The organism is Bacillus sp. JJ1773 (assembly GCF_036962035.1).
Classification (GTDB): Bacteria; Bacillota; Bacilli; order Bacillales; family Cytobacillaceae; genus Cytobacillus.
Genome location: NZ_JBALNX010000053.1, coordinates 1 through 25,609, shown reverse-complemented (window position 1 = coordinate 25,609; position 25,609 = coordinate 1). Strand labels below are relative to the sequence as shown.

The following is a 25,609-nucleotide window of genomic DNA, read 5'->3' as shown; positions in this document are numbered from 1 at the left end:
ATATATAGGTACTATTAATTTGAATAAAATGGTTATTTCATAAATACTCAACAAGATTGGAACGTCAGGTAAATATTTTGACCTGACATTTGTTTTTAACAGGGGGAGTCAAAATTGAAATTGAAACATATAGCACTCATTTTTCTAAGTCTTTTCTTTGTTGTAGCTGGCTGTTCTAGTGTCGAGACAAATGATAAAGAAAAAGATCCGAAACTATCTGCAGACGAAATACAAAAGGAAGAAGAAAAACAGGCTGTAAAGATTGAATACCCAGCGGCTGCAACGGAAGCTGAGGAAATTGTTCACCAGCCGATTGGCGTGAAGCTGGAAGGTATGTATTCAGACGCTAAACCGAATAAGGAAGACGTGGATATAGATAATCTAATGTCTGAATTTGTGGTAGAAGAACTTGGGAATGAAGAAATCTATAATGGCTTGGTGCATTGGTTTGGTTTGGACTATACAGAAGTAAATGATGCTCTAGCCAATTATGAGCCGGATTTTGGAGAACTAGACATAACAAAGGAAAAGAAAAAAATCAAAAACATTGCTGTACATATTGACTCAAGCGGAAGCATGGCTGCAGCGGTTCCTGGCGGAGAAAAAATGGCATTGGCAAAAGGAGCAATAAATAGATTTGCTTCAAGCCTGCCTTCGGATTCAATAATTTCCCTGCGTACTTACGGACATAAAGGAACCGGTAAAAACTCAGATAAAGCAATGTCCTGCTCGAGTACCGAAGTGATGTACGAAGCAAATGCTTTTAATGAAGCTAATTTCAATGATGCATTAAATAAATTTAAGCCAAGTGGCTGGACACCGTTAGCTTCATCAATCAAAGCTGCCTACGATGATTTAAAGACAAATGCAAGTGAAGATACGGAGAATCTATTATTTGTTGTCAGTGACGGGATTGAAACATGTGATGGCAACCCAATCGAGGAAGCTAAGAAACTAGCAGAGTCAGACCTGAAAGTAAAGGTTTATATCATTGGCTTCAATGTAGATGATGCTGGTCAAAAGCAGCTTAAGGACACGGCAGCTGCAAGCAATGGAGAATATTACACGGTGAATTCAAAGGTGGAACTAGAGAATACGTTCAAGAAGCTAATGGAAGAAGCCGTTAACACCATTGCCAAAAACAATCAGAAAGCCGTAAATGGAATCAATGTCAATTTCCGAACAGCGGATTTAAGAGAACAATTACGTGGAATAGAATCATCATTTATGAAGGTAGTCAGTCTAGAAAGTGAGGTTATTAGGGAAGCTCTCTCAAAGCTTGAAGCAGAGGAGAAAATTGAAAGCACTGATGTTGACGAAATTCAAGAAAAGCTAAAGGCCCGGTATGATGTACTAGACGTCTATGCTGAAAGCCTTGTTGATCAAGGGATGGAGAAGATTAATAACAAAAGAGAAGAATTATTCAGCATTATTAATGGAAGTTGATTTTGTAATTGAGGTTCTTAGAATAGTTAACGTTGAAGAGGGAAGAGAGGATTCAAAGTGCATATCATTATAGATGAATCTTTAGGATTGCCCGAGAGTGTAACAGAATTTGCCATTATTCGAAGCCCCAAATTGAAAAAGGACTTTCCTTTAAAGGATTATTTAAATGGCAGTAAAAAAACTTTAAGTCAAAAACTGCCATTAATCAATAGGGGACTCCAAGACGAATTAGAGGATGTAGACAAATGGTTAAAGGAATACAAGGAAGTTCTCTATGTATATGATTCTTTCATCACTAACAAAGAGAGCATTAATAGACTAAAAAACTGGTATTTTCCCAGTCATAAACTAATCACGTTGGATGGTGCAATCAATAAATCAGCTGCTATTTACATACTTCAGAGAATTCAAGAGCAAGTAAGGGAGAATATACTCCCTTCCTTTATTCCTCTACAAAGATTTACCATTACAAATCATTCGAAATTTCATACAGCTCCCAACTACTTGAAGTTAAAAAGAAAGAAACGAAAGAAGAATAATAAATATTATCTAATCGACAGCTTTTCTAAAGAATTACTCTTAACAGGTCCAAAAGAAGAATTACTCAGGAAGGTTCAAGAAATGAGTCAAACAAAATCGATTTTTATTGCTTCAAGAGAGAATCTTGACATTGATTTAGCATCTGTATCATTTTTTCAGCTTGAAGAAAATAGTTTACCTCTTAGTTTTGACAATATTGATATTTTCATTGCTTAAGAGACAGATAGATAAAGAAAATATTGGAGTGACAATGGATGATCGATGCTAAAAGGAAAGCCATTATATTTTTAACGATTTCTTTTTTGCTGGCAATCGTTGCAGCCGGTGTAATTCTTGTTCAGATCAAACAGGCTCAGCAAAAATTAGGGAAAACCGTTGCAGTAGCTACAGCAGCAAAAGATATTAAATCCTATCACGAAATTAAAGAGTCAGATATAGAGTGGATACAGATGCCGCAATCTAGTGCTTATTCTTCCTTAATTAGAAGTGAAAACGAGTTTAAGGATGCTATTTCAGTAGCGGAAGTTAAAGAGGGGGAGCTGCTGACTAAAGCACTTGTCCGTAAGAAATTAGATATTCCTATCAATGATCGTGTCGTATGGCTAAATGCAACAAAAATTGTCTTAATTGATCAAGATGTTGCTGAAGGAGATCTTGTTGATATTATCGTTTCGGAAGAAGTGAATGGCAGTCTGCAAACGAAAAGGCAATTCCAAAATGTAAGTGTTGTTCAAGTGGAAAAGCAAAATGAAGGTCCTTCAAGGATAAAAATTTCTTTGAGCGTTGAAAATGCGGAAAGAATTATTCACTACCAAAATTCTGCTGTCCAAATACGGGTTCTACTAGTGAATCAAGCTTCTTCAGGTGAAAAAAATGAGCCGGATGCAGTTGAACAGAAAGCTCCGCAAAAAGAACAAGAAAAGGCAAGCGACAAGCCGCCTGCTGCAGAAACGACTGAAGATCAGAAAGTGGACGCAAATAACGATGCTAAATCTGAAGAACAGGTAAGAGACGTTGCAGAAGAAAAAGAAAAACCAGTGGAACAAAATCAATAACAGCAATCTTCTAATTGAACCGAATTCAGACAATAAAAAGTAAAATACGAAAATGAAGTTTTGGAAGGGTGCAATAAATGAGTGCATATAAAGGGATGCTGATCACGAAAGATTTAAGATGGAGCGAACTCATCCAACAGCTAATCGAAAATGAAAATATAGATATTACGGTTATGCCTGAATGGAAACGAACTTTTCAGGAACAGCATAGCTATCATTATATTTTTGCTGATATTGACTCAATTGAAAATCCTGAGCAGCTAAAAAACAACTCTAAAAGCAGCCTAATTGCCCTTACAAGGAGCCATGACTTCCTCCTTGCAAGGATGTGGCTAGTTTCTGGGGCTAAGGATGTTATTGTTTTCCCGGATGAAAAGGAACGATTAATTGAATTAGTTCGATATACAAGGGATCAGTTCCGGCTGCAAAAGGAAACAAACGCAGGATATGGTACAGGGCAAGTCCATGCTTTTTATAGCGCAAAGGGCGGCAGCGGTAAAACGCTTTTGTCGGTATTAGCAGCTCAGTCTCTCAGCATTCATCACAATCTAAAAGTTTTATTAATTGATATGAATGCACAGTTTGGAACAGCCGATTCCCTATTTGGCATACAGCCAATCAGGTCCTATTATGACTTAATTCCAGTTTTGGAAGAATTGGATATTAGACATATTCAGAATGTGTCCAATGTTCATGAGGAAACGAGGGTGAGCATTTTAAATGGCCCAGCAAATCCAGCAGTTGCGCAGACTATTCCAGATGAACTCATGAACAGAATAATAAGAGTGGCCAGCAATCATTATGATTATATTATTCTAGATTTGCCAACGAATATCGATAACCTAACCTTTACTGGCCTTAGCCTTGCTCAGCATATTCATTACATAATGACTCCTGATAGTTTAGGGATGCGGGCTTTTAAGTTTGCGGAGGATCTTTTTGAACGTTTTCAAATTGGAAGAGGGGAACATTTTTCATTGATTGTCAACCGTAATCATTCTAAGTCCGAATTAACAGTCAAGGACATTGTAAAGATTATCGGAAAAGAAATACAAGGAACCGTTAGTGCAGATTATTTTGCTATTCAGCCATATCTCAATATGGGAGAAAGCTTCTTTAAGAAAAAGAAGGATAAAGGGGCAAGTAAAGTAACAAGAGATATGAAGAAATATGTGGAGGAATTACTAAAGCGTTAAGTAAAGGAGTGAAAAAATGTCCTGGGTTGAAAAGGCTTCTGTACTAGGATCGAAGCAATCAGCACTGCAGCATGACTGGAATATTTCAGAAACACAAGTTGATCAGTTAGTAAAGCATTATAAGTCCCGTTTAATAAAGGAAGCGAATCTGGAAAACATTACGACATTAACTCCAATCGATCGAAAACGAACGATTGAACGCTTAGTAAAACAAATGATTGATGAAGAAAAAGTGATCATCACATCTGATCAAATGGAACAAATCATTCAACAAATCATTAATGAATCAGTGGGCTATGGGCCGCTTGAAAGCTTGCTGAGGGATGAATCCATAACGGAAATCATGGTTAATGGTGCATACGAAGTTTTCATTGAGCGTCAAGGGAAGTTAGAGAAAAGCAATGTACGCTTCAAAGATAATGAACATGTCCGGCATATTATTGATCGTATCATCGCCCCTCTTGGGAGAAGAATTGATGAAAGCTCTCCAATGGTAGATGCCCGTTTAATGGATGGAAGCCGTGTGAATGCTGTTATTCCGCCTATCAGCGTAGATGGGCCCTCTATTTCGATAAGGAAGTTTAAAAAGGACCCTTATTCTTTAGAGGACCTGATGAAATTTGGAAGCTTTTCAGAGGATATGGCTGAATTTCTAAAGGCTGCAGTTAAGGCAAAAGCAAATATTTTAGTTTCTGGTGGTACTGGAAGCGGAAAAACTACTTTGCTAAATGTCCTCTCAGATTCCATTCCAAAGGGAGAAAGAATCGTTACCATTGAGGATATGGCTGAGCTGAGATTAACATACGATAACCTTGTCCGGCTTGAAGGGCGCCCTTCAAATATGGAGGGAAAAGGTGAAGTAACAATTAGGCATCTCGTTAAAAACGCTCTCAGGATGCGTCCGGATCGTATTATAGTCGGGGAGGTCCGCGGCTCGGAGGCAATCGATATGCTGCAGGCAATGAATACTGGTCACGAAGGTTCATTAACAACGATTCACGCAAACAGTCCAAAGGATGCTTTAGGAAGGCTTGAATCCATGGTGATTATGTCTGGCCTGCCATTAACCGTTGAGGTTATTAGGGGGTATTTTGTCGGAGCATTAGATCTGATTGTTCAAACGTCCCGTTTTTCTGATGGAAGAAGAAGAATTGTCAATATTGCAGAGCTTGTAGAAGAAAATGGAGTAATATTCGCAAAAGATATATTCAGATTTAATAGAAAGGCAACACTTCCGGACGGAACAATCCTTGGAGAATTTGAAGGCACAGGTTATGTCCCAAATATATATCAGCGTTTTATCTCATATGGGATTGAATTTTCGAAACATATCTTAGAAGCTGGTGCCCTCAAATGAGCTTGGCGTGGGGACTTTTAACTGGAAGCATATTTAGTTTTTTGGCAGGAGTATTTTTCATCCTATTAAGCCGGAAAACGCGGAACTCGTATAAGCGGATGGATAACTGGTTTGATAGGGAAAAAGAATTTGAGCGCAAAAGCTTTGTTCTGCTGATTGGAGATAAATATGATTCATCAGAACTTGCATCAGAGCTGAAAAAAAAGCTTATTCAAGGAAATATTACGCTAAAGCCTTCTGAGTATATGGGAATCTATATTTTGCTATTAGCCTTATTTACCTTTATGAATCATTTTCTGTTCGGTTTGTTTCTATTAATGTCTGTACTCGTAAGCTATTTAATAGTATCCATCGGATCAAGATTTTATTTGAATTCTAGGAGAAATAAACGGACAGAAAGCTTTAATAAACAGCTTCCGGAAATATGCAGAATGATGTCAAACGGAATCAAAGCGGGGCAAACTATTCCACAAGCCATTGAAATGGTAGGAAGAGATATGAAAGATCCAAGCCAATCAGAGTTTAGAAAAATGAACTATCAATTCAAATTAGGCGATAGTTTAGAGATGGTTTTGAACCAGTTCAGGGAAAGAGTCTCAAGCAATGATATCAATATTTTTGTCAGTACTATTCTCATCCAGCAAAAGGTGGGGGGGAATTTAGCGGAGGTCCTGTCTTCGATGGCAGAAACGCTAGAGGAAAGAAGCCGAGTTCACAAAGAAATTCAAACTGTAACAGCAGAAAGCCGATCTATAGCTTATATTTTGGTTGCCATGCCCTTTTTAATGGTTTTAATGATGAATTTATTTATTAAAGGGTTTCTAAATGTCCTGTTTACGCCATTTGGATTATTAATTTTTGCTGGTTTTTCTATGATTGTTTTCTTTGCATTCTTCATCATAAAAAGACTTTCGGATATAAGGGTGTAGTCAATATGAAACTATTAGGCTTTTTTTCACTCGTCATGTTTGTATTGATATTAATTCTGCTATTTATTGGCTTTGTTTATATCTATTTATATATTGCTAAGAAAGAAAAACTTTTAAAAAACCAGGGTTATCAATATCGAAAAGATAAAAAGAAAAAATCGTTAAGGGAAAGAATTATACAGCCATTGGTTCGCTGGGGGAAAAAAGCTGGTCCAGTAGGAATCAAATATCCATTCTTTGCTGATAAAACAAAGCACGAAAGAATGCTGAAGGAAGCAGGAAATCCACTTGGCTTTCATTTACAGGATTTTTATGGCTTTCGTTTTGTTTTGGGGTTAATAGGGTTAGGGTTTGGCAGTTTTTATAGCTTCCTAGGCATGCCTTGGGGATTACAAATCCTGTTAATTTCGATTCTAGGAGGTTTTTTGGGACCTAGTGCATGGTTGTACTTTAAAGCTAAAAACAGGCAGGAGCTCATTACCATCATGATGCCTGACTTCTTAGATACAGTAAGTGTCACTCTTCAGGCCGGGGTGAGCTTAGATAATGCTTTACAGCAAGTGACCCAACAGTTTGAAGGACCATTGAGTGAAGAAATTGACAGGTTTAATAGAGAAATAGATTTAGGCGTTCCAAGAATTACTGCTTATCAAAGCTTAATGGACCGAAATTCATCGAAAGAGCTGCACTCACTTGTAAATGGCTTAATTCAAGGATCCACTCTAGGAGTGCCTGTGTCGAGAACCTTTAAACTGCAAGCCGATGACCTTAGAGCATCAAGGGGGTTTGTAGCTAAGGAGAAGGCTGCAAAAGCAAGCCCACAAATTACATTAGTCACCACATTTTTTGTGGCACCAGCAGTATTTGGTCTCATTATAGGCCTGCTTGTATTAAACATTATGTACAATCCGGCTGCATTTGGGTTGGACTCCTTCTTTAAATAGGAGGATTAAATATAAGAGAATCTGAGGAGGAATAAGTATGTTATTAAAAACTTGGACTAAGGTGAATGGGATTTATTCTCGTTATGTGAAAAATGAAAGAGGGGCTCAGGCGCTAGAATGGGTTGCACTAGGTCTTGTTGTATTGGCAGTTATGGGTGCAATTGCTGCAGGTATTGGCGATAACACAAGTATAGGAAAGACAATTATATCCAAGTTGGAGGAATTGATCGGTAATATCGGTACTGGCGGTGGTGGCAGCTAATAATAAGTAGCCGGAGTGAGTAAATTGAGAAATTTTTTAAAACGGTATGTGAAAAATGAAAAAGGCTCACAGGCCATTGAGTTTATTGCGATGTTTCCTCTTGTTATTTTGGGGTTCTTAATAATTTGGCAAATTGCATTAATCGCTTTTTCACTTGTAGTGGCAGAGTCAGCTGCGCGGGATGGAGCTCGTGCAGCTTCCATTCGTGATCCAGATTGGAAGCAGGTTGCTGAAAGATCGGCTTCAGGCTTTAGAGTGGTTGTTTCGGGAGGTCCCGGTGATGATGAGGCAAGGGTAGAGGTAAATATAGAAGCTCCAGTGATTGCTCTTCCTTTTATTGCTGATATTAAATTCGACTTTACGGCAGATGCCGTAATGCCGATGGAGGACGATCCTGATGAGACAGATTAAAAGAGTCAAGAATCTCATTAATAATGAGCGAGGCAGTGGCATGTTACTCGTTATGGTTGGCATGCTCATGGCTGCTATTTTTATAGCTTTGCTGTTTTTTGACTTCTCAAATGTGTTTATTCATAAGCGCGTTACACAAACGGGAGCAGATGCAGCAGCTTTGGCAGCAGCGAAGAGCTCTAGGGAGTATATGGAGGATGAGCTTCAAAAGGAAACGCAAAAAGAATTAGAGGCTCTCGGAGCTAGATGGGAAGCTTTTCTTGCAGCTGCCTTGGCGGCAGTTAAAGAGGATGAGGAACCGCCATCTGAAGAGGATATATTAGCTGATTTTATTCGTAAGGAAGAAGCAAGTCATGGCGGAAGATCAATGCCAGGAGATGTAGTTAGCTGGTTAAGAAGTCCGTCAGTCGAAGTTGAAGCGAATCCCGCCATGCGATTTTTCTTTGGGGATGATGGTGTGAGTGATCTAGCCTGCGAAGCAGTAAGAGATAACTTTGATAATGCTAGAAAAGAAGCTGAAAAGTTCGCAAAGGAAAACCAAAATGATAAAGTTAAAACTTTAAACTTTATCGGCGAGGATTTTCGTGTCTACGTGGTGACAGAGCGGAAGGCAAAGTTTACTACAGTATCTGATGAAAGTATTTCTGCCATAACATCTGAGGCATCGGTTAAAATTGGTGAACCGAAGACCTTTACCATTAAGTGTGATTAGCTTTTTTATAAGGCTCTTTTCGTAAAGATTTTTGTTATATAAAAAATTTGCGAAAAGAGCTTTATTCATAACATTATTAATGAAATGTTATTCGATGTTTATGATTCTATTTTTTGAAGGGTGCGGTATATTTTGAGTTTCACAAATTCAAAATTTAAATGGTTCATCAGCCTCCTTTTATTGTTCCTTTTGCTATCGTCTGAGTGGCATACTGCAATTGCAGACGTGACTGAAGTGGAAACTGAGCAAATCACCATAAATAAAACTGAAGTGACTGATGGAAAATCTGGTGATCCCATGGGAGAGGAAGGAGAACTACCGTGGTGGAAAAAGGCATTAAACAAGATTGGTGAAATAAAGGATAGTACGATTGATGGGCTCAAGGATTTCGGGAACTGGGTGGTAGATGGATTTAATGATTTTACTGATTGGGCCAGTGACAAATGGAATGGATTTACTGACTGGGCTGGAGACAAATGGGGTAAGTTTACTGATTGGGTAGGAGATACATGGAATGCAGCTGCTGATTGGCTTGCAAATAATAAATGGGCGCAATCCATCATTGCAGGTATTATTGCAGCCGTGGTCATTATCGGTGGAATTGCTGCATTAGCAGCATTAGGAGTAGTAGGAGCTTTAACAATTGGGATAGTTCTAGTTGTTGCTGCTGGTGCTTTGATCGGGGCATTTGTCTATCAGTGGATTGCCGGAGATAGCTACAGCTTTTGGGGCGCCCTCGGCTCAGCAGGTCTTGGCGGAATATTAGGTTACGCAGGACTAACTACTGGTGCCTTTGCATCAGCGATTGGCTGGCTTAGAAATACAGCGGGACCAGCGACTTGGAACTGGATGAGAAATACAGCATGGCCATGGATTTTGGGAAAGGGCCGTGCAGCATGGACTTGGATGAGAACAGTGGCATGGCCATGGCTGAGGGGAAAAGGTGCAGCAAGTTGGCGTTGGTTTAAGGGTCTTCCATTATGGGGGCAAATAAAGGGCTATTATACTGCAGGTAACGTGTTTGGTAATATCCTTAGAGGAGCTGGTATTGGGGCATCCGCAGGTGTTTTTTCTAACATAGCCTCGTATGTTTTAACTGCCTGGTATACTGGAAGTGAATTTTCATTCAAAGACTTATTGATAGATGGCATTATTGGCGGATTTACCGGTGGTTTGTTAGGTCCTATCCTATTACCGGGTCTTGCAATAGGAGGCTCATTAGTTGTAGGCCTTGGAATCTACGGAGGTTTTGAAAATTGGCTTTCTGGCGGAATTAAAGGTGGCGAGTGGTCTAGTTGGGAAAATTTCCTTATTGGAGGGGCAGTTGCTATTGTTTCTTTAAAGGTGTTTTCTCCTCTTATCAGTCATTTAATTAATAGCGGGCCGATTACAGAAGATACTGTTGGTAAAACAGTAGAAGAATTAATAAAGAACGGTTTAAAAGGTGATTACAATAGCCCTGATAATTCGGATAGTAATCCTGGAGGTAATAATGGCACCGAACCTAATAAAGAGCTAGATAGTAACTCTAATATTAAAGAAGAGAATGATCCTGATAGTAATCAAGAAAATAATCCTAAGGACACACCAGAAAATTCATCTGAAAGTAATATTGAAAATAATGAAGTCAATCATCAAAATAATAACAAGCAAGAGAAAACTGGAAGCATTGGAAATTCCGGAATACCTGCAACTCCGTTAGTGGAGTAATTTTTGCTGTTTTAAAAATAGAGGTGATTATTTGAAAAAGAAAACTTTTACTATTATAACCTACACATATTTATTATCCGTCATTATAGCCTTTGTGATATATGCATTTAATGTTGCTGATGAAAATTGGACAGTCGATTTTCAGGAACAAAAATATAATTTACTAACATTTTGTATTTTATTTTTCATTGCATTGTTATTAACTTCTATTGATGGGGCAGGGGTAAGAGATAAAGGTAGAAAGATTAAGAAAACTACTTTTTACGCCGGGTTGTCCATTGCTGGATTTTTCTTAGTTTGGAGGATTATTATTGCGATTTTTTAATGTCTTTTATAGTGGACTTTCCCTTATAAAATTAATGAATGCGGAAGATTATTGAATACCAAAATTAACTAAGAGTTTTAAAGTTTAATATGAATAGTCAAAGGTCAATTTCTTCACCATGATGTTTTTTCAAAAATGACGGACTCTTTCATGAAAAAAACATGTGAGGGGAGAAGGCATGAATAATTTTCTTAAGGTAAAAGGAAGTGCACTTACACTCATATTCCTAATTGGGCTCCTTTTTTCATTTATTCACCCAGCAGTAGCAAATGTCGGTGAGGTAGAGTCAGATAGCAATGGAATCAGGAAGACAGAAGTGCATGATGCTAAAAGCGGCGTGCCAATGGCTGGTGATGCTTCATGGTTTGATAAATTATTTGATAACTTAAAAAAAATAAAAGATGCATTTATTGATAAGCTCCAAAATGCAAAAGCATGGGTTAAGGATGGATGGGAAGAATTTAAGGATTGGTTTGGTCCTAAGTGGGATGGTTTTACCGACTGGCTCGGGGACGTATGGGAGGGAGTTAAAGATTTCTTCTCACAAGAATGGGTTCAAACTCTCTTAAAAGTAATCGGAGCTATTTTAGTTGTAGTGGGTGTAATTTTACTAGGTGTTTGGGCTTTAGCGGCCATCGGAATTGCCCTTTCTGTAGGTACAATAGTAGCCGCTGTCGGCTTCGGGATTGCTGGAGTGGTGTTTACTTTTGCTTCAGGAGAAACGAGCTTTTGGGGGATGGTGGCAGGTGGCCTGGCCTCAGGAATTTCTTTCTTTGGCGGTTTAGGGGTGCTGCGATTATTAGGAGCATTTAGACTAATTCCAGCATCCGGATTACTCCGTTGGGTAACATTAGGTGGACTTGGAGGAGCGGGAGCGGTAGGTTTCACGATTCTCCATGGCGCCCTGCATTTCCTTTTTACAGGGGACAGCAGTCTTTGGAAGCAGGCCTTTACGTTCGAAAGCCTGTTCTTCAACTTTACACTTGGAGCAGTCATGGGGCCGGTAGCGGCAAGAATTTTCGGAAGTTTAGGGGTAAAACAAATTTTAAGCAAGCAGGGGAACTTGCTGGCAACTGTTATTGCCCGAATTGTGAAACGGCCAGTATCTCAGGTAGCCAACGTTCTAAGCCGCATTTGGGTAGCAGTAAAGAGTTCAACGATTTACAGTGCCGTAACAGCAGGGGTTTTTGCTGTCCTTGACTCCATTATTCAATGGAAGGAAAACGGGAAAGTAGACTGGTCGCAAACAGGCAAACGAGCAGCCATTGTCTTTACCACTACCCTTGTCATTGGATTAGGCACCTTTGCCATCCCGAAATTATCTACAATGGGATGCGCGTGTGGGGATGAAATTGCTTCAAACGTATCGAAACAGGGGAAGAGTTCAGCAACTATTAAACAGGACGCTCCTGACCTGGCCAATACAAAAACTGTAAAGGAAGCATCAGCAGAGGAAGTTAACGCATGGTGGAAAGACTCCATGGGTTACGATCAACCTCCCTACAAGCCAGGGACAAAGGTTAAAGAAATTGAGCTAACCGAATCAACTTCCTTTGTAAGAGTCTACGATGGAGAAAACTCCACGATGTATGGCGGCTGGATGATGAGAGCAGAAGACATCCAAGGATTAACAGCAAAGGAGATCCAGGATAAATTCGCCTTGCCATATACTCCTAAATTCATTGCGGATGTTAATTTAGCTGAAGGAACAGTAATAAGAACCGGAATTGTCAATCCTCTATTCGGCCATAAAGGCGGAGGGACCCAATTTGACCTAAAGGGACAGCGTATTGGGGAATTCGGAAATGAGAGACCGATAGAGACTGTTTTAAGTAATAAGGGTACGGCTAATGGCTATAATTATTGGAATAAAACGACTCAATTTAAAAATGTGAAAGTTTACCAAAGAGATGATATTATAGACCCAAATATGAAAGACGCACGTGGAAGAACTAATCTTGAGAGAATGAAAAAGGGATTGGCTCCACTTGGACCTGATGGAAAGTCTGTAAATCTTCATCACACGACACAGAGAAACGAGAGTTCAATAGCTGAAGTTACACAGACGTTTCATCAAGAAAATAGTTCTATAATTCATATCAATCCCAACACTATACCTTCGGGAATAAATAGAACTGAATTTAATAAATGGAGAACTGAATACTGGAAAAACAGAGCCAAGGATTATGAATTAGAAAATGGGGGATGAAAATGGGTGTTGAAACTTATCAAAAAGCAAAACAAATAATATTGAATGAAGAAGAAATTTCTGACTTTGTTGGAGGTCGTACATTTGAATTAATAAATTTGGCTGAAGAAAAGTTAGGATTAAGGTTTACTGGCTTATATTTAGATTATTTACAGACATTTGGTGCAGGTAATTTCGGAGCCCAAGAGATTTACGGAATTATTAACAATGATTTTGAGAACTCCTCTGTTCCAGACGCAATTTGGTATACTTTAACAGAACGAAAGGAAATTAATCTTCCTAGCAACCTTTTAGTTATTTATGATACTGGAAGTGATGAACTTTTTTGTTTAGATTTTAATCAACCTGATGATAATGGAGAACCGAAGGTAGTTTCTTTTGTGCCAGGTGTTGAGTTAGAAAGCCAAACATATGAAATAATTGCTAATGACTTCGGTGATTTTTTATTAGATTTAGTTAAACAAGAAATCTAGAAAAGCAGGAAAACCTTAATTGACTATTGCCATTCAAGGTTTTTTGACTGATATAAATTCAGGTTTTTAAGTGAATGGATATTTCGGAAAAATACTTCATCCCGCGATTTCTTTAATAACTTTTTGTTAGCGTAGGAGATTAGATAATGGCTGACTTCTCATATTTGAGAAATTATGTTATTGATGAGGGCAATAATAACCCATATATGGAGAGACTTTCTTTCTATGCTCTTATAAAACAGGGGGTAGAAAACGCTAAATCTGGAATGGGTGAAACTCCCAAAGGGATTGGAAGGTTTTTTGAAGAAAGTGGCTGTGGTTTTATGCGAAATATAATTAAAAATGGAGTAGATAGATTGATGGATCCAGAGAGTTTTGCTGATTTATTGTGGAAGGTTGATATTAGTTTTCTTGAAGAGTTACTTTATTATAAAGATAAACAAACTACAATCAAACATTTAAGTAATATAGAAAATCCTTTAATACTCCATTTATTTGCAGCAAATTATAATTGGACCAACGGTTTTGATGTACCAAAGGCCCTCCTTGAAAATGAAAATTGTGATTTAGGAACGGGATTATTAATGTTTCATTATGCAGATGGATATCGTATTTTAGAAAATCCAGAGGAAGTTTTAAGTTCTACATTAGAAGAGTGGAAGGATTTATTATTTAAACTTTTTAATAAACTTAAAAATTTTGAGTTTAAGACACAGAATATTTCGTTCACTCCTGAATTAACCAAAATCCAAATATATAAGTTGAGGAAAAATAACGCGAACATTCCAGATATACTTATTAGTAAATCTCCAGGCGCTGTGGTTGAAGTTCCTAAAATATAAGGTAACTAAACCTTGTTTGGCTATATGCCTTTCAAGGTTTCTTTATTAGTTAACGATCATGCAATTCGGGCAGCGGATTACAAATTAGAAACCGCGATAAAAAGAAAGGAATATGAAGAGGAGGAAATTTAGTGGATTCAGTGACTTTTGCAGGCAATGAGTTAACCATTGGTAAAAACAATTTACAATTTGATAAAAGTATTCAAGAAATAAAAGTTGTAAATAATGTCGTTATCGTTCTGCTAAACATTCCAATGGATGATCATACTTTAGACAATGTATATGGTGTTAGTTTCAATGGGAAAATACTGTGGAGAATTCAGGAGCCTAATAAAGAATTAATAGGAAGTTTAAGATACCCTTATGTTGGCATTAGTCATATTGAAAATAAAGTAGGGGTAATAGATTTTTATGGCAGAAGATTTTTTATAGATGAAATGAATGGAAGAATAAGGGGTAAAGACTTTGTTAAATAATTTGCAACAAAACATTAAGTATTGTTCTAACTTTCTTCTGACACACTTTGGTTTTAAACGCCATTCGTGTGTTTTTTTATTATATAAGCCTTTAGTTATATTAATAATGTAAAAAAGAGGAATTAATACTCAGAAACTAAACTATAGTCCAGACGTAAGTTTAACTGAATATAACCATTTTGTTTTTTTACTTTATTACATAAATTTGGAGGAACAGAAATGAATGCGAAAAGAAATTTCTTTACGTTTTTATTATGTTTGTTAAGCTGCGTCTTTATCCTTTCAGCTTGCAGTAATGCTAGTTCAAGTGATTCAGAGACAAAAGCTTCTAAAAAACAGGAACAAAAGCAAGATAACAAATATGAAAAGCTGGCAGAGGAGAAAAATAAAGAATTTGAACTTGAACCGATAAAATTGACTTCTTACAGTGAAGAGATCGGTGCAACTTTTAAGAAGCCTGAATATAAAAAATTTGCAGTAAATGGGAAAGTTATGGTCGAAGGAGAGATCGAAAAGCACTCCCTATTGAAATTTCATTACGCTTGGATCAAGGTCCATTCTGATGAAGAAGGACGAGCAGGGAATAAGCATGAATACTACACACCAATTAAGGACGGCAAATTTAAGCAGGAAATTCATTTCTTCAATGGAGAGGGCGAATACCGAATAACTGTCCAGCTTCCTAGTACAGATCGTGAAAATTATTATTATGATACGGCCAAATTTGAAGTTTATAATGTAAATCCTGAAATTCAGCGGGATATTACGTATACACCATTTGGTCAGGATGCTGAGCTTGCCCTAAATTTGGATTCTAGCTTCGTAGAAGAGGATGGAATCTTTCAGTTAAAAGGGAAGGCGGGCAGTTTGAAAGACGAGGATACAATCATGCTCAGGCTCAATAAGGACTCTGAAACATGGAAGCATGTGATTCCTGTTAAAAATGGGGGATTTTCCTTTGATATTCCTTTGTTTTATGGTGAAGGGATACATAAGCTTGAAGTGTTAGTTCCTGATAAGGAGCGGGATAATTATTACCAAACGGCTACAACGGTATTAATAGATAACAAATCTAATCGGACGATGAAGCCGATCGAGTATTCTAAAACTTATATGGAGCGTGGAGTTACATTAGAGTATCCTCTATTTGGCGGGGAAGAGTCGGAAGGGACTTTTAACATAAAAGGTTCCATTGACCCAAAAGCAGAGTTTGCACCGGAAACAACACATATTTACATCACATCGAAAAAAGGTGAGGATGAAGCCTTAGATGTCATCCCTGTTAAGGATTTTCAATTTGATGACTCTTTTTATTTGCGATTTGGTCCGGGTACGTATGAAGTGACAGTTAGTGTACCTGAAATAAAAGAAAAGAACAGTGATTACTTCCGATACTTCGGTTTTGCGCAGTTCGAAGTAGAATCAAAAGCCCTTAAAGATGAGCGGGATCTTCTTCCTTCCCGTGGCGTTCAATCAGATGCACCCCAAATTGAGGAACTGGCAAAGGAGCTTACAAACGGTAAAAGCACAGACCTGGAAAAATCAAAAGCCATCTATGATTATGTGGCCCAAAATATTAGCTACGATGTTGGGAAATACAAGAATGATGAATTCGAATGGGATGACAGTGCCTTGAAAACATTGGAACTGAAAACAGGGGTTTGCCAAGATTATGCTTACTTAACGATTGCGTTGCTTAGAGCAAGTAATATTGAAGCTAGATTTGTAGAAGGAATGGCGCGCGGCGGATTTTGGCCTGCAAGGCATGCATGGGTTGAAGCGAATATTGATGGCAGCTGGGTGACGATGGACCCGACATGGGGTGCTGGTTATTTAAAAGATAATCAATTTGTTGCTAAATTTACTGACACTTATTTTGAACCAAACATGGATGAATTTAATAAAACGCATACGCGTACAGGTGTGTCTTATTAATTTATTCCGTAAATATGATTGAGTAAAATGGAATCTCTGAATCTTGCTTTTTCGGAGATTCCATTCCATTTATGGTTGGATGTTTCTTCGAGAGAGCATTTCTTCTTCTCTCATAATATTGGTATTCCCCTTTATTTCCCATAAGAAAAAGCCCCCCAGTCTTTTAGAAAAGGTATTATACTAGAAATATGGAAATGGAAGTAGTAAAACTCTCTTATTCCGTTTGTCATCATTCTTCAAATAAAAGATTAGCAGAATATTACAGGAATTTGACATAATTTATCGAATAAATTACATGTAAAGGAATGGCAATTTTTAAGCAGAATGGTTGGCTTGTAGCATTGTTTTTTCTTAATAAATAATGAAATGACGCACAACAGGAGGAAATATATGACTAGTGAGCACATGCATCCTATGATAGAGAGAGTTTTAGCGAATATTGAAAAGGTTATGATTGGAAAACGCGAAGTTGCTGAATTAAGCTTTATTGCCTTGCTGGCGGAAGGGCATGTTTTATTAGAGGATGTACCTGGTGTAGGAAAGACGATGATGGTACGTTCCCTTGCGAAATCGATCGGGGCGAATTTCAGAAGGATTCAATTCACACCTGATTTATTGCCTTCAGATGTGACAGGGGTTTCTATTTATAATCCTAAGGAAATGGAGTTTCAATTTAGACCTGGTCCGATCATGGGGAATATTATTTTGGCAGATGAAATCAATCGTACCTCACCGAAAACTCAGTCAGCTTTACTGGAGGGAATGGAAGAAAGCAGTGTGACGATTGACGGAGTGACACATACACTTGAAAAGCCGTTTTTCGTTATGGCGACTCAAAACCCAATCGAATACGAAGGAACCTATGCTCTTCCGGAAGCTCAATTAGATCGATTTTTATTAAAAATGAAAATGGGCTATCCGGATATGACGGAAGAAATGGAAGTGTTAAACCGAGCACAAAAGGCTAGACCCATTGATGATCTTGAGCCGGTTATTGATTTAATAGAATTAAGAGATTTACAGGAAAAAGTAAAACAAGTTCATGTAGATGGAACGATCAAGCGCTATATCGTTGATCTGGCAAACCGTACGAGAACTCATTCAAGTGTTTATTTAGGTGTTAGTCCAAGGGGTTCTATTGCGTTAATGAAGGCTGCGCAAGCCTATGCCTTTATATATGGAAGGGATTATGTTCTTCCAGATGATGTTCAATACTTGACACAGGCTGTTTTTGCTCATCGCATTATCTTAAAATCAGAGGCGAAGTTCGAAGGCATTACTGCTGAAGAAGTAGTGGATCGAGTAATGGCAAGGACTCCTGTTCCGGTACAAAGGCTTGTGAAGTAGATGAAAGGCCTATTATCTAATGTAAGGAAGGCTTGGAAGCTAGCTGCTTTGTACCTTTTAATTTTGGTTACCTTCTCCTATGCCATGTTCCAGGGAGGGTTTGTCAGCTGGTTTTTATTTTATAGCTTTGTCCCTTTTGCCATTTATGCGCTTTTTCTTTCCTTCTATCGTCTCCATCATTTACAGGTGTCCCGTGTATTCTTAAAGACGGAATATAATGCGGGTGAGTCGATAAAGGTGGAGATTACACTGAAAAGGAAAATGTCGTTTCCCTTATTTTATATCGTCATAGAGGATGAACTCGGCGAGCAGCTCCGTTATTCGCAAGAAAGGAATCGGACTAAATCCTTCTTGTTTCCCTGGTTCAAAAAGGAAATCAATTGGGACTATCAAATCAATGATCTGCCAAGGGGAGAGCATCATTTTCAGTCAATAAGGGTGAAAACGGGTGACCCCCTCGGCTTAATTGAAAAAGAAATACACATACAGACAGATCAGAAAATCATGGTGTACCCGGCATATGAAGAATTAATTTACAGACCGCTTGAAAACCATTTTGATCAAGGAATGACAGCGTCAAAGGAACGTGTACAAAGAGATACGTCCATGGCAATTGGAATACGGGAGTATCAGCCAGGGGACCGATTTTCATGGATTAATTGGAAAGCAACGGCAAAGCGAAATGATATTATGACGAAGGAATTTGAGCAGAGGCAATCCCATGATGTGTTCATTCTTATGGATTGTGCGCCGTCTGGACGTTTTGAAGCCATTGTTTCTTTCTCAGCCTCTATTATTAGAGCTATTCTCCAAAAAGGAGCACAGGTTGGTTTTCTTTCCTCTTCTTCTGAAAGAATCGCATTTCCCATAAGAGGCGGGGAAAGCCAGCAAATGCAATTATTCTATCATCTGGCGAAGGTGAGAGATGATAGTCCTGTCCCGATAGACCGTATCCTTGAGGCTGAGGGATTTTTGCTTCAGCAAAATAATCTCATGCTGATCACTGCACAATTGACTAGAAGCTTAATTGAAAAAGCAGGTCTATTAGTCTCAAAAAATGGCTCAGTGACGATATTTATCGTGAAAAATGAAATGGAATCACTTTTACCGGATGAGCTTACACTTAAGGGAGCTGCTAATGCAAGAGGGCTTCGAGTTGTTTTAGTTCACAGCGGAAACTTTAAGGCTGTTTTTTCGGAGGTGGCTCGGGCATGAAGTCTCAAAAAGTCCAAAAGGATTTAGCTTCTTTTCTGCTATATACATTTGGCTTCCTGCTACTATGGGAGTGGCTAAGACCGTTAGAGCAACTAACAGATACATCGAATATATGGGTTTTTCTCCTTTTCAGCATCGTGTCACTGCTATTGGCCTATTTAGGCACTCATTTTTTGATCAGCGGCTTCATTAAATGGATGTTAATGGTCTATGTTTTGCATTCCTTATATTTTGAAGGATCGTTTTTTAGATTAGATTGGATACCTGTTTTTATGGGGGATTTTTATAAGAGCATATTGCTGCTTGTAGAAAGGGACACATCTAGCTTAAGTAATCTTTTTAAAAGCTTTCTATTTTTTATCCTTCTCTGGTTAATGACTTATTTAATTCAATACTGGCTCATTAGGAAAAGGCAGATCTTTATCTTCTTTTTCATGACATTAATTTATATTACCGTGCTTGATACGTTCACTCCTTATGAAGCGGAAGTGGCGATTGTCAGAACGGTCATTTCGGGATTTGTCATTATGGGGACGCTGACCTTTTATCGGCTTATGGATAAAGAAGTTATTCACGGAAGGGCAGAGTTCTCTCGCAAATGGTTGACTCCTTTAATTGTCATGATTGTTATTAGTGTTGCTTTTGGTCTTGCTGCACCAAAGGCTGATCCGATTTGGCCTGACCCAGTTCCGTTTATTAAATCGTATGCAAAGGGCAGCGGGGATGAGAGAGGCGGTATTCAGAAAATTGGCTATGGCTTGGATGATTCCCAGCTAGGGGGACCTTTCATTGGTGATAATCAGGTTGTGTTTCGGGCGGAAATTGAATCACGCCAATATTGGAAGGTAGAGACGAAAGACGTATATACAGGGAAGGGATGGGTTACCGCTGGCCCTAGAGAGGAAGTTACACCTTTTCGTATAGAGGATGTTGTTCCTGTTTCTTCGTTTATCGATCATGATGGTGTAAATAAAGTCGAAGAAATAAGCTTTATAAATGCGTCCATGGATTATAGACATATTGTGTATCCTTTAGGAATTAAGAGGATTGAAACACCCTTTCATCCTGACAGTTCTTTTCAAATCGAGAATTATACGGAAAAAATCCATACTTTATTAGGTGGAATACCTGGGTCGATCAATAACTATTCGGTTATTTATGATGTGCCGAAATATAGCGTGACTGCTCTCATGAATGCAAGTTCCGAAATCAACAATGCGCAAAATAATGCATTCATCGAAAGATATACACAGCTTCCTGATGAGCTTCCTCAGCGAGTTCGAGAATTAGCCATGGAGATAACCGAAGGCAAGACCACATGGTTTGAACAAGCAAGAGCGTTAGAGTCGTATTTTAAAAAATCAGGCTTTGTTTATGATCAGAAGAATGTTGCTGTTCCTGGTGCTGATGACGATTATGTTGACCAGTTTTTATTTGAAACAAAAACAGGGTATTGTGATAACTACTCTACTTCCATGGTTGTGATGGCGAGGTCTCTCGGTATCCCTGCAAGATGGGTTAAAGGGTATACAGAGGGTGAGTACAAGGGGCTCGCTGAAAATAGCCGCCGGATTTTTGAAGTTACAAATAATAACGCCCATTCATGGGTGGAAGTGTATTTCCCTAATATAGGATGGGTTCAATTTGAACCAACACAGGGCTTCTCTAACAATGTTCAATTTAATTTTGATCAGTCGTCCCAAAGTAATTCTCAAACTGCAGATAATCAGCCAAAACCGGAAGAAAAAGAAAAGCCTGAGATTGAAAAAGAAAATCCTGAAAAATCAGCTTCGTCCTTTTCATTCACGAAGCTTACTCAATCTGTTAAAGGATTTTTCTCAAAGACTTGGAAGTGGCTGCTGGGGTCTGCTCTAGCCCTATCCCTATTGCTGCTAATTATTTATCGCTTACGTGGCAGATGGCTTCCTTATTATTTAGCCTTAAGGTTTAAGTGGACAAAAAAGGATGAAAACTTCCCTAAGGCATACTTGCTTCTATTAAGAGAATTGCAGCGCTATGGGCTGTATCGTAAAGACGGGCAAACCCTTAGAGACTATGCTCGGTATGTGGACCGTTTCTATTCAACTAGTGAAATGAGCAAGCTTACCTCCCGTTACGAGAAATTAATTTATCGAGGGGAAGTAGCAGAAGGAAGCTGGGAAGAGACGAAAGAATTGTGGGAAAATTTAATTAAAAAAACAATAGCTTGACCGGAAAATTAACCTGTTGATACAATAGGTTCGTTAATCTGTGAAATATTATAATTGAATGTAATCCTTCATATATCCTCGATAATATGGTTCGAAAGTTTCTACCAAATCACCGTAAATGATTTGACTATGAAGGCAGATTCTTCTATCCCTTTATAGGGGTTTTTTTACCAGAATGTCTGCCTTCACCAACAATGGGGGAGCAGAGTCTGGTTTTTTATTTTATTTGCGTGGTTTTATGAAATGTATCTGCGTTATTTTTTATGTAATAGAGAACACTATTCATAATAAATGGTATTTTATTAAATTTGTGGGGTGAACAGCTTGACAGCAAAACTAGAAGGACAAGAAATGATCGTTGTATTAGATTTTGGAAGTCAGTACAACCAGTTAATTACACGTAGAATTAGAGAATTTGGTGTATATAGTGAATTACACCCTCATACGATTACTGCTGAAGAAATTAAAGAAATGAACCCGAAAGGTATTATTTTCTCAGGTGGCCCGAACAGCGTATATGAAGAGGGTGCTTTCAGCTGTGATGAGAAAATCTTCGACCTAGGCTTGCCGATTTTTGGAATTTGCTATGGTATGCAGTTAATGACGATGCATTTAGGCGGAAAAGTGGAGAAGGCAAAGAATCGTGAGTATGGCAAGGCTGAGCTGAAGATTGAAAATGAGTCTAAGCTTTTTGCAAATCTTCCTTCAGTCCAAACGGTTTGGATGAGCCATGGCGATTTAGTTGTTGAGGCTCCCGAAGGATTCACAGTAGATGGTGTAAATCCATCATGTCCAATTGCGGCTATGAGCAATGAAGAGCGCCGCATGTATGCTGTTCAATTCCACCCAGAAGTCCTTCATTCTGTCTATGGAAATGACATTTTGAAAAACTTTGTATTTGGTGTTTGCGGATGTAAAGGCGACTGGTCGATGGGGAACTTTATTGAAGTAGAAATGGAAAAAATCCGCCAAACGGTTGGCGACAAAAAAGTGCTTTGTGCGTTAAGTGGCGGCGTTGACTCTTCTGTAGTGGCTGTTCTAATTCATAAGGCCATTGGCGATCAGCTAACATGTATTTTTGTTGACCACGGGTTGCTTCGTAAAGGGGAAGCGGAAGGTGTCATGAAGACATTTGCTGATGGCTTCCATATGAACGTTATTAAGGTAGATGCTCAAGAGCGTTTCTTAAGTAAGCTAAAAGGTGTATCTGACCCAGAGCAAAAACGTAAAATTATTGGTAATGAATTCATTTATGTATTTGATGATGAGGCTACTAAGCTTGAGGGCATTGAGTTTTTAGCGCAAGGTACGCTTTACACAGATATTATTGAAAGTGGTACAGCGACTGCGCAAACGATCAAGTCCCACCATAATGTAGGCGGACTTCCTGAAGATATGCAATTTAAGCTGATCGAGCCGCTTAATACATTATTTAAGGATGAGGTTCGCGCTTTAGGAACAGAGCTTGGGATTCCAGATGAAATTGTTTGGAGGCAGCCATTCCCAGGTCCTGGTTTAGGCATTCGTGTTTTAGGGGAAATTTCAGAGGACAAGCTTGAAATCGTTCGGGAATCTGACCATATTTTACGTGAGGAAATTGCAAAGGCTGGCCTAGATCGTGATGTTTGGCAGTACTTTACTGTCCTGCCTAACATTCGAAGTGTTGGGGTTATGGGAGATGCCCGTACTTATGATCACACAATCGGCATTCGTGCAGTTACATCCATCGATGGCATGACATCCGATTGGGCAAGAATTCCTTGGGATGTTCTTGAAGTTATTTCTTCAAGGATCGTTAATGAAGTAGCTCATGTTAATCGGGTTGTGTATGACATTACGAGCAAGCCGCCGTCAACAATTGAGTGGGAGTAGGAAAAGCGGAAGCGCCTTCGGAACAATCAAAGAACTATTGTTCCTGCGATGAATATTCGCAGAAGCTTTCCTTTGTGCCCACCCCCGACAAGCATAAGGCAAGCAGCCAGGAAGGTTGGTCTTTACCTTCTTGGCTGATTGACTTATGACCTCGAGGGGGTAGGCGCTGGAGCTAGACATAGAAAAGCGGAAGCGCCTTCGGAACAATCAAAGTACAATTGTTCCTGCGATGAATATTCGAAAAAGCGTTGTTTATGGAAATTGACAAAAATACGAACAATACAAAAAGCGGACATGAAAATGTTCGCTTTTTGTATTGACGGACTTTTGTCGTGCTGGTAAAATAAATTTGAATTTAATATAAGTACTTCATCGTATAATTCTGGAAATATGGTCCAGGAGTTTCTACCGAGCTACCGAAAATAGCTTGACTACGAGGTAAGTGTGATTATTCGGGCTTTTTCAATCTGTCTTCATGTTCATTTATATTTCCCGATTTATTGCATGTATCTTGTCGTCGAGCGCTCTCGTATTAACCTGAGCGTATTTTTTATTGCTTGCGGTAAAACTATTATAAAAATTTGTAGGGGGAAATAAAGTGAAAAAGTACTTCAGATTTGAAGAACTGGGCACAAACTATCGCCGTGAATTTTTAGGTGGGATGACCACGTTCTTAGCAATGGCATATATATTAGTTGTTAATCCGGCCATTCTAACTCTTGCGGATGTAACAGATTTTCCAGATGCTCTAAGAATGGACCACGGAGCGGTATTTGTAGCAACGGCTCTTTCTGCAGCAGTTGGTTCCATTATTATGGGGTTATTAGGAAAGTATCCACTTGCTCTAGCACCAGGTCTTGGATTAAATGCCTTTTTTGCCTATACTGTTGTTTTAGTAAACGGAAGCCCGTGGCAACACGCGCTTGCAGCTGTTTTTATTTCTGGTGTTTTCTTCCTTCTTTTAACACTTACTGGCTTACGCGAAAAACTAATTAACGCGATTCCGATTGAGTTAAAACACGCAGTTGGAGCCGGAATCGGTTTGTTCATTACATTTATTGGATTTCAAAACGCAGGTATTATTGTAAATAGTGATGCAACGCTCGTAGGGTTAGGTGATCTAACGAACGGAAATACTCTGCTTGCAATATTCGGATTACTAGTAACGGTTATTTTTATGTCAAGAGGGATTAAAGGCGGTGTGTTTTATGGAATGATTATCACCGTAATTGTAGGAATGATCTTTCAATTAATTGACATACCCGAAAAAGTGATTGATAAAGCACCAAGTCTTGCACCAACGTTTGGCGCACTCTTTAGCTCATTTGGCGACAGTTCTTTCTATACAACAACAATGCTTGGTATTATTTTAACTTTTTTATTCGTTGATTTCTTTGATAATGCAGGGACATTAGTTGCTGTTGCAAACCAAGCAGGGTTTGTTAAGGATAATAAGCTTCCTCGTGCGGGAAGAGCACTAATTTCAGATTCGATTGCTACCATTTCTGGTTCTGTACTTGGAACTTCAACCGTTACTTCTTTTATTGAATCATCAGCCGGGGTGGCTGCAGGAGCAAGAACGGGATTTGCTTCATTAGTAACTGCAGGATTTTTTATTATATCTATTTTCTTCTTTCCGTTATTAGCGATTGTTACCCCAGCGGTCACTGCGCCTGCTCTTATTATTGTCGGAGTATTGATGGTGTCATCGCTAGGGAAAATTGATTGGAACAGATTTGAAGTAGCTGTACCTGCATTTTTAACAATGATTGCGATGCCTCTTTCATATAGTATTGCAACCGGAATTGCCGTTGGATTTATTTTTTATCCAATTACAATGATTGTAAAGGGACGCATAAAAGAAATTCATCCTATTATGTATTTCTTCTTTGTAATCTTTGTTCTTTACTTCATCTTTTTAAAATAACTAATTTAGTGGAGATTCGATACGAATCTCCGTTTTTTATTTTTTTTGTATTTGCTATTGACGAAGAAATTGGGCGGTGGTATTATATAAAAACAGTCGCTGAGACGTTAATAACATTTTAAAACTTTTTAAAAAAGTTGTTGACATCAAAGTTGCTAAATGATATATTAATAAAGTCGCTTCTGAGCGGCAAGATGGTTCTTTGAAAACTGAACG

The 25,609-nt window shown here is 38.5% G+C and carries 23 protein-coding genes and 2 riboswitches; of the genes, 22 read left to right on the top strand and 1 reads right to left on the bottom strand.

Annotated features, from left to right (window positions below):
- The first annotated feature begins 114 nt into the window (after positions 1–114).
- The 17 genes from V7127_RS16650 to V7127_RS16570 all read left to right on the top strand — a co-directional run bounded on the left by V7127_RS16650 (position 115) and on the right by V7127_RS16570 (position 16,822).
- A complete protein-coding gene (locus tag V7127_RS16650; RefSeq protein ID WP_335487883.1) occupies positions 115–1,446 on the top strand; it encodes a hypothetical protein in 1,332 nt (443 codons plus the stop codon).
- A 57-nt stretch (positions 1,447–1,503) separates the two neighbouring features.
- Positions 1,504–2,202 (top strand): hypothetical protein, encoded by a 699-nt coding sequence (locus V7127_RS16645; RefSeq protein ID WP_335487880.1) that lies wholly within the window; start codon positions 1,504–1,506, stop codon positions 2,200–2,202.
- Positions 2,203–2,240: 38 nt separating this feature from the next.
- Positions 2,241–3,041 carry an SAF domain-containing protein gene (locus tag V7127_RS16640; protein ID WP_335487877.1) on the top strand — a complete coding sequence of 267 codons (801 nt, stop codon included), beginning with the start codon at positions 2,241–2,243 and terminating at the stop codon, positions 3,039–3,041.
- Between the two features lie 77 nt (positions 3,042–3,118).
- Positions 3,119–4,237, top strand: a complete 1,119-nt coding sequence (locus V7127_RS16635) for an AAA family ATPase (RefSeq protein WP_335487874.1) — start codon at positions 3,119–3,121, stop codon at positions 4,235–4,237.
- A gap of 16 nt (positions 4,238–4,253) precedes the next feature.
- Positions 4,254–5,594, top strand: coding sequence for a CpaF family protein (locus V7127_RS16630; RefSeq protein WP_335354918.1), 1,341 nt, complete (start codon positions 4,254–4,256; stop codon positions 5,592–5,594).
- The gene (locus V7127_RS16625) at positions 5,591–6,523 is read left to right on the top strand and encodes a type II secretion system F family protein (protein WP_335487870.1); all 933 of its coding nucleotides are present in this window, start codon (positions 5,591–5,593) and stop codon (positions 6,521–6,523) included. Before V7127_RS16630 ends, V7127_RS16625 begins: the two co-directional genes overlap by 4 nt.
- A 5-nt stretch (positions 6,524–6,528) precedes the next feature.
- The gene (locus V7127_RS16620) at positions 6,529–7,467 is read left to right on the top strand and encodes a type II secretion system F family protein (protein WP_335487867.1); all 939 of its coding nucleotides are present in this window, start codon (positions 6,529–6,531) and stop codon (positions 7,465–7,467) included.
- 37 nt (positions 7,468–7,504) lie between these two features.
- Positions 7,505–7,729 carry a hypothetical protein gene (locus V7127_RS16615; RefSeq protein WP_335487863.1) on the top strand — a complete coding sequence of 75 codons (225 nt, stop codon included), beginning with the start codon at positions 7,505–7,507 and terminating at the stop codon, positions 7,727–7,729.
- A gap of 24 nt (positions 7,730–7,753) precedes the next feature.
- Entirely contained in the window at positions 7,754–8,140 is a 387-nt protein-coding gene (locus V7127_RS16610) for a TadE/TadG family type IV pilus assembly protein (protein ID WP_335487860.1), read from the top strand.
- Positions 8,127–8,852 carry a pilus assembly protein TadG-related protein gene (locus tag V7127_RS16605; protein WP_335487857.1) on the top strand — a complete coding sequence of 242 codons (726 nt, stop codon included), beginning with the start codon at positions 8,127–8,129 and terminating at the stop codon, positions 8,850–8,852. Before V7127_RS16610 ends, V7127_RS16605 begins: the two co-directional genes overlap by 14 nt.
- A gap of 132 nt (positions 8,853–8,984) precedes the next feature.
- A complete protein-coding gene (locus tag V7127_RS16600; protein WP_335487854.1) occupies positions 8,985–10,562 on the top strand; it encodes a hypothetical protein in 1,578 nt (525 codons plus the stop codon).
- Between the two features lie 31 nt (positions 10,563–10,593).
- Complete coding sequence (locus tag V7127_RS16595) at positions 10,594–10,887, top strand: hypothetical protein (protein WP_335354915.1); 294 nt, start codon at positions 10,594–10,596, stop codon at positions 10,885–10,887.
- Between the two features lie 178 nt (positions 10,888–11,065).
- Positions 11,066–13,096, top strand: a complete 2,031-nt coding sequence (locus V7127_RS16590; RefSeq protein WP_335487851.1) for an HNH/ENDO VII family nuclease — start codon at positions 11,066–11,068, stop codon at positions 13,094–13,096.
- Between the two features lie 2 nt (positions 13,097–13,098).
- Entirely contained in the window at positions 13,099–13,569 is a 471-nt protein-coding gene (locus V7127_RS16585) for an SMI1/KNR4 family protein (protein WP_335487849.1), read from the top strand.
- Between the two features lie 359 nt (positions 13,570–13,928).
- A complete protein-coding gene (locus V7127_RS16580; RefSeq protein WP_438824019.1) occupies positions 13,929–14,411 on the top strand; it encodes a DUF4274 domain-containing protein in 483 nt (160 codons plus the stop codon).
- A gap of 131 nt (positions 14,412–14,542) precedes the next feature.
- Positions 14,543–14,887: a hypothetical protein gene (locus tag V7127_RS16575; RefSeq protein ID WP_335487847.1), complete on the top strand. Its 345-nt coding sequence runs from the start codon at positions 14,543–14,545 to the stop codon at positions 14,885–14,887.
- Between the two features lie 219 nt (positions 14,888–15,106).
- Complete coding sequence (locus tag V7127_RS16570) at positions 15,107–16,822, top strand: transglutaminase domain-containing protein (protein WP_335487843.1); 1,716 nt, start codon at positions 15,107–15,109, stop codon at positions 16,820–16,822.
- A gap of 1 nt (position 16,823) precedes the next feature.
- On the opposite strand, the gene V7127_RS16565 is transcribed toward V7127_RS16570, so the two are convergent.
- On the bottom strand, positions 16,824–16,964 hold the full coding sequence (locus tag V7127_RS16565) for a hypothetical protein (RefSeq protein WP_335487841.1): 141 nt from the start codon (positions 16,962–16,964) through the stop codon (positions 16,824–16,826).
- A 248-nt stretch (positions 16,965–17,212) separates the two neighbouring features.
- On the opposite strand from V7127_RS16565, the gene V7127_RS16560 reads away from it, so the two are divergent.
- From V7127_RS16560 to V7127_RS16540, 5 genes are all read left to right on the top strand, one after another.
- Positions 17,213–18,169 (top strand): AAA family ATPase, encoded by a 957-nt coding sequence (locus V7127_RS16560; RefSeq protein ID WP_335487839.1) that lies wholly within the window; start codon positions 17,213–17,215, stop codon positions 18,167–18,169.
- On the top strand, positions 18,170–19,384 hold the full coding sequence (locus V7127_RS16555; protein ID WP_335487835.1) for a DUF58 domain-containing protein: 1,215 nt from the start codon (positions 18,170–18,172) through the stop codon (positions 19,382–19,384).
- Positions 19,381–21,594, top strand: a complete 2,214-nt coding sequence (locus V7127_RS16550; protein WP_335487833.1) for a DUF4129 domain-containing transglutaminase family protein — start codon at positions 19,381–19,383, stop codon at positions 21,592–21,594. The genes V7127_RS16555 and V7127_RS16550 overlap by 4 nt, the downstream gene beginning before the upstream one ends.
- A gap of 48 nt (positions 21,595–21,642) precedes the next feature.
- Positions 21,643–21,744, top strand: a riboswitch (purine riboswitch).
- A gap of 201 nt (positions 21,745–21,945) precedes the next feature.
- Positions 21,946–23,466, top strand: coding sequence for a glutamine-hydrolyzing GMP synthase (gene guaA, locus V7127_RS16545; protein ID WP_335487886.1), 1,521 nt, complete (start codon positions 21,946–21,948; stop codon positions 23,464–23,466).
- 352 nt (positions 23,467–23,818) lie between these two features.
- Positions 23,819–23,920, top strand: a riboswitch (purine riboswitch).
- Between the two features lie 144 nt (positions 23,921–24,064).
- Positions 24,065–25,393, top strand: coding sequence for an NCS2 family permease (locus V7127_RS16540; RefSeq protein ID WP_335487830.1), 1,329 nt, complete (start codon positions 24,065–24,067; stop codon positions 25,391–25,393).
- Positions 25,394–25,609: the final 216 nt, after the last annotated feature.